Source organism: Paenibacillus catalpae, assembly GCF_900112695.1.
Classification (GTDB): Bacteria; Bacillota; Bacilli; order Paenibacillales; family Paenibacillaceae; genus Pristimantibacillus; species Pristimantibacillus catalpae.
Genome location: NZ_FOMT01000005.1, coordinates 91738 through 106939, shown reverse-complemented (window position 1 = coordinate 106939; position 15202 = coordinate 91738). Strand labels below are relative to the sequence as shown.

The window sequence follows — 15202 nt, the reverse complement described above, 5'->3', positions numbered from 1 at the left end:
GATACGGTTTTCCCGTCAACAAAAAAACATGAAGCGACCGAAGTCACCTCATGTTTCTATGCGAATTTAGCTAATCGTTAAATTAAAGAATGGACTTTACGGACTGCCGGTAAATCATTTTCCCTCTTACAAGCACTCTGCCGCTGCTGGTGGCAGTCGATCTGATTTTGTTCACAATCTTGTTAACCGCCGCCTTTGCCATTTCCTTCCTGTCCACTTCAACCGTAGTCAGCCCCGGCTCAGCAAGCGTTGCATAAATATCATTGTCAAAGCCAACTACCGAGCAGTCCTCCGGCACCTGAATGCCCTGCTTGCGCAGCGTATTAATCAGCATGTACGCAACCTGGTCACAATTACAGACGAACGCGGTTGGCAGTTTGTCGGGAATAGCTATATCAATAAATTTGCCCTTCTTATCCCGGTCATTCATGATGTACTCTTCCCGTAGCGGTATACGGTGTTCCAGAAGCGATTTGTAATAGCCAAGGAATCTGTCCTGAATACTGCTCGTCGAATGCACATTGCCGACAAACGCAATATCCCGGTGACCGCAGCTGATTAAATAGTTCGTCATCTCATACATGCCGTAGAAATTATCTGTAATTACATAGTCCAGTTCCGTCTGATCCGTATAGAAATCCAGGAACACAAGCGGGATTTCCGTATTGGCAAATGCCTCAATATACGCATTGCTCAGCTGGCCGAGTATAATAAACCCGTCCACCTTCCGGTCATGGTAGATTCTAGGCAATACGAGCTGTTCTTCGTCTTCCTCGCTAAGCATATGCAGGATGCCTGAGTACTGCTCTTCTTCGAGTGTTGTTGCCAGAAATTGATAGAACTGCAGATAAAATGATTGCGTCCTGCTTGCATACCGGTCGGCGATCACAACGCCAATGTTGTATGAGAAACCTTCCTTCATCGTCCTGGCCGCCGTATTGTACCGGTAGCCCATTTCCTGGGCAAGCTCCTTAATCTTCTGCTTGAGCTCTTCGCTTACGCCTTCTTTATCGCCTAACGCCTTAGACACGGTTACACTGCTGACACCTAATTTGCTTGCAATATCCCGCATCGTAATATTATTTTGCATGCCTATGCCTCCGGCTGGTAAACTTCGCTTATTTATCGTTAACCTTACAACGTAAAGATAGGACGGATGCAAGCTTTTGTCAAATAGAATGCAAAAAATCCCGTGTCCTGCATCATTGAGCAGGCAACGGGATTTTCATTTGAAGCTAAGTATTATGATTATTTTTCTTCGCGCGCAAGATCGCCGATTCAATATCATACGATAACTGCTTGAGACCGTATAAATCTTCCTGCTCAAACAGCTCATTAAATTTCATCTGGAATTGCGCTGCTTCTCTCACCCGATGATAGAAGTACAGATCCTGAATCGAGCTCAGCACTTTGGACACCACATTGGATCGTTCCTCAAAGTCACGTTGTGCATCCAGAATTTCATGGCGGATGCTCGACATCTCCGTATCCAGCAGAAATGCGGCTTCAGCAGCTTTTTTAAGCCGCTTGCGAACGTCCTCCGGAAGGCTTTCCTTATATTTATAATTAAGCGAATGCTCAATTGTAGCCCAGAAATTCATGGCAAGCGTCCGGATCTGAATTTCGGCGAGTACGAATTTTTGGCCAAGCGCGGTCTGTACCGGATATTCTACAATCATATGGTAGCTGCGATAGCCGCTGTCCTTGAAATTCGTAATATAATCCTTCTCGTAGACGAGAGACAGGTCCTTCCGCGTCCGTATAAATCCGGCTACACGGTGAATATCGTCCACGAACTGGCACATAATCCGAATGCCTGCGATATCCTCGATGCCTTTTTCCAGCTGATCTGCGGGAACACTTAGCCGCCTTGCCTTCTCCAGTATGCTTGATACTTTTTTGACACGACCGGTAACAAACTCGATGGGAGCATACGCCTCACGCATCTTAAGCTCAACCCGCATCGTCTTTAATTTCACTTTTAATTCTTCTACTGCTTGCTCATAAGGCTGCAAAAAAAGATTCCAATCTCTACCATCCATCCGGCCGCCTCCTGTTCCTATCGATGATCTGCGCCCACTGCCTCCGATATATTACGGTAGCCGTCTTTACGCAATCGTTCTTTTAAGCCGTTCGTCAGTTCGCGGAGTACTCCTGGACCTTTATAGATCAAAGCGGTATAAATTTCGACGAGCGAGGCTCCGGCGCGGATTTTGGCGTATGCGTCCTCCGCTGTAAAGATACCGCCCGATCCAATGATCGGGAGCTTGCCCTCCGTCTGCCGGTAAACCGCTCTTACGACCTCCGTTGAGCGCTCGCGCAGCGGCAATCCGCTTAATCCGCCCGTTTCCTTGGCATTCGGATGTGTAAGCCCTTCTCGGGAAATCGTCGTATTCGAGGCGATAATGCCCGATACGCCGCTGTCTTTAATTGTCGAGACGGTAAGCTCAAGCTGCTCGTCCGTCATATCAGGAGCAATTTTCACCAGAACCGGCTTTGCTTTGCTACCTAATTTCGACGCTTGGAGTCCGATTTCCTCCAATACTTCGCCAAGAAGCGTGCGCAGCTCGTCGCCATGCTGCAGCGCGCGCAGATCCGGGGTGTTCGGGGAACTGATATTCACGACGAAGAAATCGCCATGCGGATATAACACTTGTATGCACGAACGGTAATCTTCGTGAGCCCGTTCATTAGGTGTTGCTTTATTTTTACCGACGTTAACGGCAATCGGAATCCGGTGAATCTTGCGCTGGGACAGCTTGCGCGCCATCGCTTCAGCACCTTCATTATTGAAGCCCATCCGGTTAATAAGCGCTTCGTCGGAAGGCAGTCGGAACAAACGCGGCAGTTCATTGCCCGGCTGTCCTTTAGGCGTCACCGTTCCAACTTCAGCGAAGCCAAAGCCTATGCTGGAGAAGCCGTCCGCGGCTACGCCGTTCTTATCCAGCCCGGCAGCGAGGCCAACCGGATGAGGGAAATGAATACCAAACAGATCAACGGCGAGTTCAGGCGCATCAGCAACGCCATACATGGCATGCAGCATGCCGTTCATGCCCGGAACGCGTCCGGCAGTATGCAGTCCGTCTATGACGAGATGATGGGCCTTCTCAGGATCCATTTGAAATAATGCCGGTTTTAGAATAGAAGAATAAAGCAAGATTACACACTCCGTTTCAAGTTGTCTTTCCTATCTGACAGTTTATCTTTTTTATAAGAAAAAGAAAAGGCCGGCGCTCGTGCGCAAAGCTCATCCTATTGTTGCAGCTGTGCAAGAAACCGATTACAATGAGAATATATTGTAAACATTTTTCCACGGGAAGGTTGATTGATGATGAGCACAGCCAAACGGAAAGCTCCCGCTATGAAAACGAAGCCAAAAGAAGAGATAAACGTCAAGGCGCTCGCCTGGATCGGTTCAATCGTTGTTGTCATCATTGCCGCTGTTACCGTCCTTCTCATCCTCAATTCATAATCGTTCACAAAAAAACTCCATGCCCTCAGCTTAAAGCTGATTGGCATGGAGTTTATTATTGCAGCTTACATATTAAACGGATCGTCAGCAATCTTGATCGAGTCTGTAGGGCAGCCGTCGCAAGCATCTTGCAAATCGTCGTACAGATCTTCAGGAATTTCTGTATTACCATGGTTGCCGTCGTTTCCGAAGATGACTTCAGCAATACCTTCATCGTCATAATCATAAATATCTGGTGCTGTAGCGCCGCAAGCTCCACAAGCGATACAGGTGTCTTTCTCTACCCATGTAAATTTAGCCATTGGTATTCCCTCCCACAAAAAAATAGACATAAAAATGCTTCTGCAAACGTCTTGTTGTATCTTCCGCTCGCTATAATTAGTGTGAACCTTCACTCATCAATATATAACAAACCGTCCACATTGGCAACAAGCTATACCTGTACAATTGTTAGATTTCATCCTTTTGGAGAGATGTTCCGCGCAATTTTTTATTGCGGATAAGCGCTGAGGGATCATCCCCCAGCATTCCGGCCGTAAGCACCGCATTCTCGCCAAATTTGTCCCTCAGAACATCCATCGTTTTCGTCAAAGCTTCTTTCCGCGGCTGCTCCTTGTAGTCGAACAAATCAAGCTGTACGGCAGTTTCTTCCTCCGCCGTCAGATTTTGCAGAGTAACCCCGAGCAGCCGTGCCGGATCGCCTGCCGGCCAATGCTCATCAAACAGCCGGCAAGCTTGATGATAAACAACATCCGTTGAATGGGTCGGGACTCGAAGTGTGCTTGAGCGCGTTATAGTGGTCATATCCGGCTTCCTGACCGTGATCTGGACGGTAGATGCCATCAGCTTCTGCCGCCGCAGCCTGCGGGCTGTCTGATCGGCCAGATTAAGCAGTATGCGATGAGCATCCTCCCGGACCGTTACATCATAAGGCAAGGTTGTCGTGTGCCCGATAGACTTGCTCTGCTCACGGTCCGCGCGAACCTCCGAATGATCAATACCATGGGCCGCCGACTTCATCCACGAGCCGTATGTGCCGAATTGACGGATCAGCAGCTCTTCGTCCGCGGCAGCCAGCTGACCAATTGTCCGAATGCGCAGTCTCTCCAGCTTATCCGCCGTTTTCTTCCCGATCCCGTGCAGCACATCGCAAGGTTTATCCCATAATACAGCCTGCACATCCCGCAGCCTCAGTACCGTCAGACCGTTAGGCTTCTTCATATCCGACGCCATCTTGGCGAGCAGTTTATTAGGAGCGACGCCAATCGAGCATGGAAGCATCCACTCCTCTGCAATTCGCTGCTGCAGCGTTTTGGCGATCTCAAGGGGGGAACCGAAGATTTTGGAACCCGTAATATCCATGTAACACTCATCAATCGAGATCGGTTCCACCAGCGGTGTAAACTGCCTTGCGATGCTCATAAACCCGCGGGAGAACTTGCGGTACAGGTCGAAATCCGGCTGGATAATGATCAGATCAGGACAAATCCGCATCGCCTGTCTGACGGTCATGCCCGTCTTGATTCCTTTACCCCGCGCAGCATAAGAACAAGTAACGATAATCCCTTTGCGGAGCTCTACGCTACCGGCAACAGCCGTTGGCTTCCCTTTATATTTTTCTGGTTCCTCCGCTTCGTGTACGGAGCAATAGAATGCATTCATGTCCAAATGAAGAATGACGCGCCCTTTGGCCGGATAATCTTTGTGTGCGTCCGCCATAGCCAGTAATCACCTTCCTACTCCTCCCAGCATACCGTCCCGCAGGAAGGTGCGTCAAATCAGGTTTAAACCGGCTTAAACAAGTGCGCCGTATTATAACCGTTTCTAGGTATAATATAAGCTCGGTATAGAGAAAATTTATATTGGCTTATATTATAAAAAATTCCTTGCTCCTCTCTACATTCTAATCAACAAGTGTTATAATAGTTAATTATATTTGTGTAGGCGAACAGTGAAAAAGGAGGCGTCCCGGCTATGACAACATCGATAACCATATTTGATACTACGCTGCGCGACGGTACGCAAGGCGAAGGAATCAGCCTGTCGGCGGATGATAAGCTAAAAATTGCTCAAAAACTTGACGCGCTCGGCGTTCACTATATTGAAGGCGGGAATCCTGGAAGCAACGGCAAAGATATCGAGTTTTTCCAACGGGTTAAAAGCTTGAATTTTCAATCCAAAATTACGGCATTCGGAAGCACGCGCCGTAAATTCAGTCTGGCTGAGCATGATTCTTCCCTTGTGCGCATCGCTGAATCCGGTGTACCGGCAGCTACGCTTGTCGGCAAATCATGGGATTTCCACGTGCATACGGCACTGCAGACCACGCTGGAAGAGAACTTATCCATGGTTTACGATTCCATCGCTTTCCTGAAGCAAAGAGGCATGGAAGCTTTGTTTGATTCCGAGCATTTCTTCGACGGCTACAAGAACAATCCGGAATATGCCGTAGCGGTATTACGCAAAGCCCAGGAAGCCGGCGCAGACTGGCTTGTGCTTTGTGATACGAACGGAGGCACACTGCCGGGCGAGATTCATGAGATCGTCAGCCGGATTCGCCAGGAGCTGACTGCACCTATCGGCATACATACTCACAACGACTGCGAGCTGGCAGTAGCCAATTCCCTGGCTGCCATTCAGGCCGGTGCCCGCCAGGTGCAGGGCACCATTAACGGATATGGCGAACGTTGCGGTAATGCAAACCTCTGCTCGATCATTCCCAATCTTCAGATCAAGATGGGCTACGATGTCCTCCCTGAAGAGAAGCTTCGTACGCTGACTGGCACAGCACGTTATGTGAGCGAAATCGCAAACGTCAATATGCCGGTTGGCCAAGCCTACGTCGGCAATGCGGCATTCGCCCACAAAGGCGGCATTCACGTGTCGGCGATCATGAAAGATTCGAAAACGTACGAGCATATCGAACCGGAGTTAGTCGGCAATAAGCAGCGCATCCTTGTATCCGAGCTTGCCGGCCAATCGAATATTATTTCGAAGGCACAGTCGCTTGGTCTCGATATTAATGCCAACAATGAGCAGACCAAGGCGATTATGGATCATATCAAGGAGCTTGAACATCAAGGATATCAATTCGAAGCGGCGGATGCTTCCCTGGAGCTTCTACTCCGTCAAGCCTTTGGCGAACCGGTTGAAGTATTCAAGGTTGAGTCGTTCAAAATTCTGGTTGAAAGCTCGAAAGGCCAAATGAATTCGGAAGCGATCGTAAAACTGAACGTTGACGGCAAGCAGGTCTATACGGCAGCTGAGGGCAACGGACCGGTTAACGCTTTGGACAACGCGCTGCGCAAAGCACTAGTCCAATTCTATCCGAAGATTGAAGAAATCCATTTGTCCGATTATAAGGTTCGCGTATTTGACGAAAAAGATGCTACAGCCGCAAAGGTACGGGTACTCGTAGAATCCTCCAATGCAGAGAATACTTGGAGTACTGTAGGCGTATCGAGCAACGTTATTGAAGCCAGCTGGGAAGCTCTTATTGACAGTATCCGTTATGCTTTGTTAAACATGGAGAAAGCGAACACCGCTCCTTCAGACTTTAACGAACGGATTGGTGTTGTAAACCACTAATAAACCCAAATAAAACGCCCGGCAGCCATCTGCCGGGCGTTATTGTTATATTTAGCTGTATTGCTCAATGAGCCGTTCCCATTCATCAATTGTAATGACACCATTGATCCGTTCGCGAATGACGCCGGAGGAATCAATGAGGAAGGTTGTCGGGAACGTATCCACCTTGTACGTATTCGTAACATCCCCCTTCCGGTCCATAAGGATTGGGAATGTAAACTCATGATCATCCACAAACTGCCTTGCGGCTCTTTCCTTATCAAACTTCGTCGCATTTACACCGTAAAAGGCGATCTTATCCCCGTATTTCTCATAGAGCTTTTGCAGATCCGGAGCTTCCAGCTCGCAAGGTCCACACCAGGACGCCCAGAAATTAACGAAGGTCAGCTTGTCCTGCTTGCCGCCAATCGCATAGTTTTTTTCATCTAGTCCGGGCAATTGGAAAGTTACGGCCTCAGATCCTGCCTTTGGCTTGAAGCCTGCGGCAGCCGCGGTAACGCTTGATTCCTCTTTCGCGACGTATTGATACACCGCTAAACCTGCCAAAACAAAAGCTGCGATAAACAGCATCGTAGCGCGCTTCATGGTGTCCCTTCTTTCATCATTCTTTTCTATATTATACCTATCCTAACACGGCGAGGAATGGAAGCTCAAGACGAGGGGCACATTAGCCATGAAATCGTCAATGTCCAACATCAAGATCGGAGGATGCTTTTTATGGCCGAACACAAATGGCTGCAATATATTGCCTTTGCTTCTGTTCCACTCGTCCTTGTGCTCGGCAATTCGATGCTTGTCCCAATCTTGCCTGACTTAGCCAAGAAGATGGAGATATCTGAGCTTCAATCCAGCCTTATTATCACTCTATTTTCGGTTAGCGCGGCTATTTTCATACCAGCTATAGGTTATTTATCCGACCGATTCCGCAGAAAAGTCATCATCATACCCGCACTTGCCATATACGGCGCTGCCGGCATACTCGCAGGCTTTGCCGCGGTTTGGGGATCATACTGGCTCCTTGTCACTTCCAGAGTCATACAAGGGATAGCTGCAGCTGGAACAGCTCCGATTGCCATGGCGCTTGTTGGAGATATGTATAAGGATGGAGAGGAAAGCGAAGCGCTGGGCATTGTTGAGGCTTCGAATGGCGCGGGTAAAGTCGTTAGTCCGATCCTCGGTTCGCTGCTGGCTATGATTATTTGGTATGCGCCATTTTTTGCTTTTCCGATCTTCTGTGCCGCTTCACTTGCTGCTGTATGGTTCTTCATTAAGGAGCCCAAATCTGAATCCGAACCATTAAAGCTCAAACAATATTTAACGGATATGAGAAAAATTTTTCGGGAGAAAGGCCGCTGGCTCATCACCGCCTATTGTACGGGAGCATTAGGTCTATTCCTGCTGTTTGGGGTACTGGTCTATTTGTCAGACTTGCTCGAGAAGCCCCCTTATTCCATCGAAGGCGTATGGAAAGGCTGTATTCTTGCCATACCACTGCTTGGCCTTGTAATTACTGCTTATCTGACCGGACATAGCATTAAGAAAGACGGCAAAAAAATGCGCCGCTGTATTCTCATCGGCCTATCCCTCATGAGCGCTGCATTAATTGGCTGTCTGTTCAGCTATTGGCTCATTTATGTCTTTATCGGATTTATTACGATAAGCAGCGTAGGTACAGGCTTATTGCTGCCTTGTTTAAATACATGGATTACCGGCTCTGTAGACCAGTCTCACCGGGGAATCGTGACTTCCTTTTACAGCAGCCTGAGATTTTTTGGCGTTGCCGCAGGCCCGCCATTGTTCAGCTGGCTGGCTGACCGTTCCGTGACGGTACTTTTTATTCTGCTCGTCGTACTGGCCATCGCCGCCCTGCTCTTTGCTATTCGTCTTCTTCATCCGGAGAAAACCGCTAAACCGGCTAGCTAAAGGCTTACCCTCCCCTGTATAATGAGGTGTACCCTGCAGGAAAGGAATGCCAGAATGGAATCGATCGCTATTACTCATCAAGCATCCGAGCAATTATTGACCATTTGCCGCGCGGCGTTGCCCAAGGAGGCTTGCGGAGTCCTCGTGGGCACAGCAGCTGCCGAGGGCAATCCGGCAACGGTTACTCATATTCACGCCATTACGAATATTCATGAAGACCCGCTGCGCTCCTTTCGCTTTCATCCCGGCGAGTGGATATCGGTTTATTATGGCATGCAAAAAAACCGACAAGCGCTCGTCGGTTTTTTCCACTCCCATCCTACAACCTCAGCCGTACCTTCAAAGCGCGATGCGCTTGGCTTTCCGGCTTCCGGTCGTCAGAATTCCTATTGGATTATCTCTATGGCGGGAGGTTCCGCTCCCGTTGTCCAGCCCTATAGGCTAGATAACCATACCTTCCGCCCTCTTGTATTAATGCTTGCTTAAATAAGCGTATAAATCGCCTAATGTCGTAATGTTCCGGTCTAATATCCGGATCAAAAACTGTTGCCACAGCTTTGCCGTCATGATGGAATCATGCAAGGCATGGTGACGCTCCGTGATCGGGATACCAAAGTCCTCAAGCAGATCATCCAGGGCATAGGAAGCCCGCTTCGGCTCAAGCCATTTGGCAACCAGCATCGTGTCCAGTACCCTGTGATTCAAGCTGATTTTGGAAGTTCGCCATAATGCCGCATTCAGAAACTGCTTGTCGTGTCCGGCGGCATGCGCAATTAACAGTCTTCTGCCGATAAACTCCATAAAGTCGTGCAGTACCTGCATCAGATCCGGCGCATCCTGCACCATCTCATTGGTTATTCCCGTCAACTCTATGATTTGCCGGGGGATTCGACGTTTCGGATTCACGAGACTATAGAACTGCCTAGGCTCTTCGTTTAACTCCAGCCCCTTCATATGAACAGCTCCAAACGAGATGATTTCATCCCCATTGGAAGGATAGAAACCAGTCGTCTCCAAATCAAACACAACAATGTCCAGCTCCTTAAGGGGCATATCAAGCATGGACCCTTTGCGCTGCTCCTTGTTGATAGAACGGATAAAGGCCATCTGCTGTGCATTCTGCGAACCCATCATGGAGGCTATGGCAGGAGTAAAACCTCCCATTTTATACAAGTTCCACATCCGCCCGACGCCTTTTGGTTCCTTCATTCTTTCACCACCGCCTTACATGAGCCTTCCTGTTGAACGTTTAAATACTTTGCGCTGCAGCTTCTTCCCTGTCCTTAGGGCGCTCTTCAGCTCCTCGGTTATTTCCCGCGACAAGCTCCGGCTGGACAGCTTCCCGTTATTGGCGTACAATCCATCCTCGTTCTGCTCGGTCGTCATTAATCGCAACCGGAGAAAAAGACGGAACGCCTGTTCATAAGCAGCCGCCTCGTCGGATTGCAGCTTATCATGCACCGCCAGAGCTCGGATCCGGGACAGCGTAGACGTATCGCGAATGCCTGCCTGTATAGCTAACAACCGAATCGCGTTTACGAGCGGGATATACGCACCGTATTTAATATCAAGACTGCCTGCATCCGTTCCATATTGTTCTTTCAGCAAATGTCCAAATACTCCGAGCAGCATTTTGTGTCGCATCGTATTATCGAGCATCCGCCGTGTAATATTCGGATATTCAAGGACATTATTGAAATAATGATCCTTCAGCTCAAGGGCAAGACGATGATCACCATATACTGATCGTCCGTCTGCCATGATTAACAAGTACCGAACAGCCTCCCATGCCGGTTCTGCAAACCAGCCATTCAGCTTGACCTTCCATTCGGTTAACGACATACACCACTCCGGGTTATCGCTCAGCACATTCCCCTCGCATAACGGATAACCGGACTGCTGCAATATCGAGACGATGATTGAGGTTAATTGCTGAAAATAAGCCCTGGTCCCCTCCGAATCAATGACAGAGTCGTCATAAACAATACCGCTGTCCTGATCACTCGACAGCGTCTGTTCCTGACGTCCTCCGCTGCCGAACAATAGATATGCGTAAGGCACGGGGGGAGAACCAATCCCGAGCCGTGCCATTTCCGCTTCCGCTAGTATGATAGAGCGGCATATCACCGAATCATGCAGCTCATTTAATTGTTCGTTGAATTGTTCGACCGGACTCATCTGGAGAATACCTTTCATATGCTCGTGTACTTGATCCCGCAAACTGCGCAGTACATTCACGTTATCGGCTTTGCCGATTTGCTTCAGAAGCTGCACACGTACCGGATCGCCCATCCGCCGCCTCTCCCCTCAGGTCAGTCCAACAAACCTTACATTAACCTTGGATGCCTTGACCTTTTTTAAGTTGCTCAGGATAACCATAAGCGCCATGCTCACTCAGGTCAAGACCGACAATTTCTTGCTCTTCCGTAACGCGGAAGCCAATAGTGTACTTAATAATACCCAGTACGAGGAACGATGCAGCCAGGACGAATACGCCGCACACCAATACCGACAGTGCTTGAACGCCCAATTGGTGCCAGCTGCCTGTATCAATCAGACCGCCTTGACCTACGCCAACTTTAGTAGCAAGCTCATCTGTTGCGAAAATACCGTTAGCCAGCGTACCCCAGATACCTGCAGCACCATGTACGGACATCGCATAGATTGGGTCGTCTACTTTGATTTTTTCGAAGAATTTCGCGCTGTAGAATACGAGCACGCCTGCTACCAGACCGATAACAACGGCCGCCCAAGGCTCTACAAATGCACAAGAAGCCGTAATAGCTACGAGACCAGCAAGTGTACCGTTGAGCATTGTTGTGATTTCCGCTTTGCCGTTAACTGCCCACGAGATAAGAAGTGCTGCAACAGCACCAGCGCCAGCACCCAGCATGGTAGTAAAGCCTACATAACCGAAGAAGCCGTCGCCGATTGCAAGAGTAGAACCAGCGTTGAAGCCAAACCAGCCAACCCAAAGGAGCAATACAGACAATGCCGTGAATACTTGGTTGTGACCGGAAATTTCGTTTGCAGAGCCGTCTTTGTTATATTTGCCGATACGTGGTTTCAATAATACGGTAGCTGCGAATGCCGCAAGCGCGCCGGACAAGTGAACAACAGTCGAGCCCGCGAAGTCTTGTGCGCCGTCTTTTGCCAGCCAGCCGCCGCCCCAGATCCAGTGAGCCACGATAGGATAGATAACACCGATAAAGACAATCGTAAAGATAAAGTAGGAGGACAATTTAGCGCGTTCTGCGAAGCCGCCCCATGCGATGGACAGCGATACGATCGCGAAAGCCAGTTGGAACAGGAAGAACAATGTAGTAGGAAGTCCATCATCTACGCTTATGATCGAAGGATCGAACAGGAAATCTCCGAATCCAATAAATTTGGCGATGGAGCCCTCAGCATTGTCAGTTCCAAATGAAAAGCCATAACCAACTGCCCAGTAAATCAATGCTGCAAGACCTGCTGTGAAGATTGTTTTGCCGGCAACGTGGCCTGCATTCTTCATTCGGGTGGAACCTGTTTCTAATAGGATGAAACCGCCTTGCATGAGCAATACGAGCACGAAAGCTACCATTACCCACAGCGAGTTAATTCCCATGTTAAGTGTTCCTGCTGTCGGGTCATCGGCAAAAGCCATTGCCGGGAACACCAAACATAATGCAGCTAAAGTTAACACCATTTTCTTAATCAATACGACCACTCCCTTAATGTGATGTTTACTAACATGTTAGGAAAGACTTAATGTCATTATAGTCAGAAGCACCTATTTTGACAATATATAATCTTCTAAAATAGAAAAAAAATCTAACGTTCGTGTCTGAAAACGAACGGAATGTTAAGTTTTTTCACAAATGAGCTAGGGAATTGGTTCTATAGCCTATATATTCTTCGCATTTTGAATCTATTACTTTGGAATCAGTATTTACTATCTTTCAATAAAGAGGCGAAATTTGTACTTTCATGTAACACGTTTGACTGTATGGTTAGTTTCCGATTATGATTAAGGAACAGTTATATAGAAGGAAGGTGGAGAGATTGGGGATACGAAGCTTTATCGAATAGGTGAGCTTGCGAAGATAGCGAATGTCAGCTCTCGGACGATTGACTACTACACATCCATGGGCCTAATAGAACCATCGGAACGTTCCGCCAAAAACTATCGCTTATATCATGATGAAACTTTAGTCAGGCTCAAACGTATCGAACAAATGAAGCAAGAAAAATATACGCTGGACGAAATCAGGGAAGCTTTGGAGGGCTGGAGCAAGATTACAGCCGAGGAGCAGGTGTCTCAGAAGCTCACAGATCTGCAGAATCACTTAAGCCAGCTTGAGCGTGAAGTGAAGGAGCTGGAGCCGGTAATCAAGCAGCTGAAGCCGAGACAGGCCAATCGTTTGTATACACGCTTGATGCCTCAAACCGCAGCTTGTATCGAAGCGTTAATGCTTCTTATTAACAAGGGACCTTTCATGTAAGCATTTGTCCCATCGGTACAATCCTTGATGATTCTAATGGAGGTATGATCACATGTTTTTTCACCCTATGGACTTCCTCATCCTGATTGCATTCGCTCTATCCATATGGGCGCAGTTTCGGGTGAAAGGAACGTTTAACAGATGGGCCGGCGTCCAAACAACGTACGGATTGACCGGTTACCAAGCAGCAAGACGTATGCTGGATGCCAATGGCCTGCATGATGTACCCATTGAGCCCGTACGCGGCACTTTATCGGACCACTACGATCCGATTCACCGTGTTGTCAGATTATCCGAGCAAGTCTATTACGAGAGCTCCATCTCGGCTGTTGCGGTTGCCTGCCACGAAGTTGGGCATGCGATTCAGCACAAAGTACATTATCCGATGCTTGTGCTCCGCCACCGAATCTTCCCGGTCGTTAACATCGCATCCGGTATCGCACCATTCCTGCTGATTGCCGGCTTCCTGTTCCACGCGATGAATCTGGTTGGACTTGGCATCATCTTCTTCTCCGTTGCTGTTGCCTTCCAAGTCATCACATTGCCGGTTGAGTTTAACGCAAGTAACCGTGCACGTGATCTAATGGTTGCTGAAGGCTTTATTACAAACGAAGAAGAACGCGGCGTAGCGAAGGTACTGAACGCAGCAGCCCTAACTTATGTGGCAGCAGCGCTGATCTCTTTGCTTGAGCTGGTCAAATACATTATGATCTTTACGTCATCGAGCGATGATGACTAATAGAACATAACAAAAGAACGGTATCGCATTGGCGATACCGTTCTTTTTTTCATCATTGACGGTAATCACCTAGGTGATTACCGTTTCTGATTTCCCCTTTTTATCTTCAAGCTCACTGAAATACTTTATTAAGAAGCTGTGGAACACTTTAGCCACCAGAGGCATCTTCTCATTCGAGCGATGTATGATGCCGATATTCCTGGTTACCCTTGGCGAACGAATGCGAACCTTGGCTGATTGCAGCACCCCCGCATGATACAGGGCCATCTCGGGCAGCAGGCTTACTCCCATGCCGGCCGCAACCAGACCGCGGATGGTCTCTGTCTCCTCACCCTCAAAACCGATCTTCGGGGTAAACCCGGCCTCCTGACAGGCTTCCCATACAATTGGCCGCAGAGAGTATCCCTCGCTGAACATAACAAATGTATCTTCCTGCAGCTGGTTTAGATCAATTTCCTGCTCGCCTGCGAGCGGGTGATTAGGAGGAAGTATCGCATACAGCTCCTCTGTCAGCAATACTTGACCGCAAACATGCTCATGCTCATCCGGAAATGGAGAGATAAAAGCAAGATCAATCTCCCCCTTCACCATATCGCGAATCAAAGACGGGTACATGCCCTGACGGAAACGGAATTTGACATTAGGATGAAGCTTGCGGAAGGATGCCACAACCTGAGGAACAACAGATACGCCAAGACTATGCGGGAAACCCAGACGGATCTCCCCTTTCTCCGGATCCATAAACTCGTGGATCTCCACGACTGCTTTCTCCAGATCTTCCAGAATCACTTCCGCACGTTTAAGGAACAACTGACCAACCGGCGTCAGCTGCAAATTGCGCCCTTTCTGCAGAAACAGCTTAACGCCAAGCTCCTCCTCAAGCTGATGGATTTGACGGCTGACCGCAGATTGCGCAACATGCAGCTCTTCTGCCGCTTGTGTCACATGTTCTTTCTTGGCAACCTTCACAAAATAATAAAGCTGACGTAGTTCCAT

Annotated in this window: 16 protein-coding genes; 6 read left to right on the top strand and 10 right to left on the bottom strand. The window is 48.5% G+C overall.

Features of this window, described 5'->3' with window-relative positions; translation table 11 throughout:
- Positions 1 to 82: 82 nt before the first annotated feature.
- The 3 genes from BM200_RS21840 to BM200_RS21830 form a co-directional block, all read right to left on the bottom strand.
- Positions 83 to 1090, bottom strand: a complete 1008-nt coding sequence (locus BM200_RS21840; protein ID WP_091188779.1) for a substrate-binding domain-containing protein — start codon at positions 1088 to 1090, stop codon at positions 83 to 85.
- A 145-nt stretch (positions 1091 to 1235) separates the two neighbouring features.
- A complete protein-coding gene (gene yjbM, locus BM200_RS21835; RefSeq protein ID WP_091188778.1) occupies positions 1236 to 2042 on the bottom strand; it encodes a GTP diphosphokinase in 807 nt (268 codons plus the stop codon).
- A gap of 17 nt (positions 2043 to 2059) precedes the next feature.
- Entirely contained in the window at positions 2060 to 3157 is a 1098-nt protein-coding gene (locus BM200_RS21830) for a quinone-dependent dihydroorotate dehydrogenase (RefSeq protein WP_091188777.1), read from the bottom strand.
- Positions 3158 to 3328: 171 nt separating this feature from the next.
- Between BM200_RS21830 and BM200_RS30100 the strand changes: the two genes are divergently transcribed.
- Positions 3329 to 3472, top strand: coding sequence for a hypothetical protein (locus tag BM200_RS30100; protein WP_175532955.1), 144 nt, complete (start codon positions 3329 to 3331; stop codon positions 3470 to 3472).
- A gap of 65 nt (positions 3473 to 3537) precedes the next feature.
- Here BM200_RS30100 and BM200_RS21825 read toward each other — a convergent pair whose 3' ends face one another.
- Together BM200_RS21825 and BM200_RS21820 are read right to left on the bottom strand one after the other, a co-directional pair.
- Entirely contained in the window at positions 3538 to 3774 is a 237-nt protein-coding gene (locus BM200_RS21825; protein ID WP_015843751.1) for a ferredoxin, read from the bottom strand.
- 148 nt (positions 3775 to 3922) lie between these two features.
- Entirely contained in the window at positions 3923 to 5191 is a 1269-nt protein-coding gene (locus BM200_RS21820) for a DNA polymerase IV (protein WP_091188776.1), read from the bottom strand.
- Positions 5192 to 5446: 255 nt separating this feature from the next.
- On the opposite strand from BM200_RS21820, the gene cimA reads away from it, so the two are divergent.
- A complete protein-coding gene (cimA, locus tag BM200_RS21815) occupies positions 5447 to 7060 on the top strand; it encodes a citramalate synthase (protein ID WP_091188775.1) in 1614 nt (537 codons plus the stop codon).
- 51 nt (positions 7061 to 7111) lie between these two features.
- Here the strand turns inward: cimA and BM200_RS21810 are convergent, their stop codons facing one another.
- Positions 7112 to 7645, bottom strand: coding sequence for a TlpA family protein disulfide reductase (locus BM200_RS21810; RefSeq protein ID WP_091188774.1), 534 nt, complete (start codon positions 7643 to 7645; stop codon positions 7112 to 7114).
- A gap of 132 nt (positions 7646 to 7777) precedes the next feature.
- On the opposite strand from BM200_RS21810, the gene BM200_RS21805 reads away from it, so the two are divergent.
- Positions 7778 to 8983, top strand: a complete 1206-nt coding sequence (locus BM200_RS21805; protein ID WP_091188773.1) for an MFS transporter — start codon at positions 7778 to 7780, stop codon at positions 8981 to 8983.
- 54 nt (positions 8984 to 9037) lie between these two features.
- Positions 9038 to 9469: a M67 family metallopeptidase gene (locus BM200_RS21800; protein ID WP_175532965.1), complete on the top strand. Its 432-nt coding sequence runs from the start codon at positions 9038 to 9040 to the stop codon at positions 9467 to 9469.
- On the opposite strand, the gene BM200_RS21795 is transcribed toward BM200_RS21800, so the two are convergent.
- Genes BM200_RS21795 through BM200_RS21785 form a run of 3 tightly spaced genes read right to left on the bottom strand, consistent with a single transcriptional unit; the run spans position 9455 to position 12683 of the window.
- Positions 9455 to 10192: a 3'-5' exonuclease gene (locus tag BM200_RS21795; RefSeq protein WP_091188771.1), complete on the bottom strand. Its 738-nt coding sequence runs from the start codon at positions 10190 to 10192 to the stop codon at positions 9455 to 9457. The genes BM200_RS21800 and BM200_RS21795 overlap by 15 nt on opposite strands.
- A gap of 15 nt (positions 10193 to 10207) precedes the next feature.
- The gene (locus BM200_RS21790; protein ID WP_091188770.1) at positions 10208 to 11275 is read right to left on the bottom strand and encodes a DUF294 nucleotidyltransferase-like domain-containing protein; all 1068 of its coding nucleotides are present in this window, start codon (positions 11273 to 11275) and stop codon (positions 10208 to 10210) included.
- Between the two features lie 40 nt (positions 11276 to 11315).
- Positions 11316 to 12683, bottom strand: coding sequence for an ammonium transporter (locus BM200_RS21785; RefSeq protein ID WP_091188769.1), 1368 nt, complete (start codon positions 12681 to 12683; stop codon positions 11316 to 11318).
- A gap of 343 nt (positions 12684 to 13026) precedes the next feature.
- Between BM200_RS21785 and BM200_RS21780 the strand changes: the two genes are divergently transcribed.
- Together BM200_RS21780 and BM200_RS21775 are read left to right on the top strand one after the other, a co-directional pair.
- On the top strand, positions 13027 to 13467 hold the full coding sequence (locus tag BM200_RS21780; RefSeq protein WP_091188768.1) for a MerR family transcriptional regulator: 441 nt from the start codon (positions 13027 to 13029) through the stop codon (positions 13465 to 13467).
- Positions 13468 to 13519: 52 nt separating this feature from the next.
- The gene (locus tag BM200_RS21775) at positions 13520 to 14206 is read left to right on the top strand and encodes a zinc metallopeptidase (RefSeq protein ID WP_091188767.1); all 687 of its coding nucleotides are present in this window, start codon (positions 13520 to 13522) and stop codon (positions 14204 to 14206) included.
- Between the two features lie 69 nt (positions 14207 to 14275).
- On the opposite strand, the gene gltC is transcribed toward BM200_RS21775, so the two are convergent.
- Complete coding sequence (gene gltC / locus BM200_RS21770; protein WP_091188766.1) at positions 14276 to 15202, bottom strand: glutamate biosynthesis transcriptional regulator GltC; 927 nt, start codon at positions 15200 to 15202, stop codon at positions 14276 to 14278.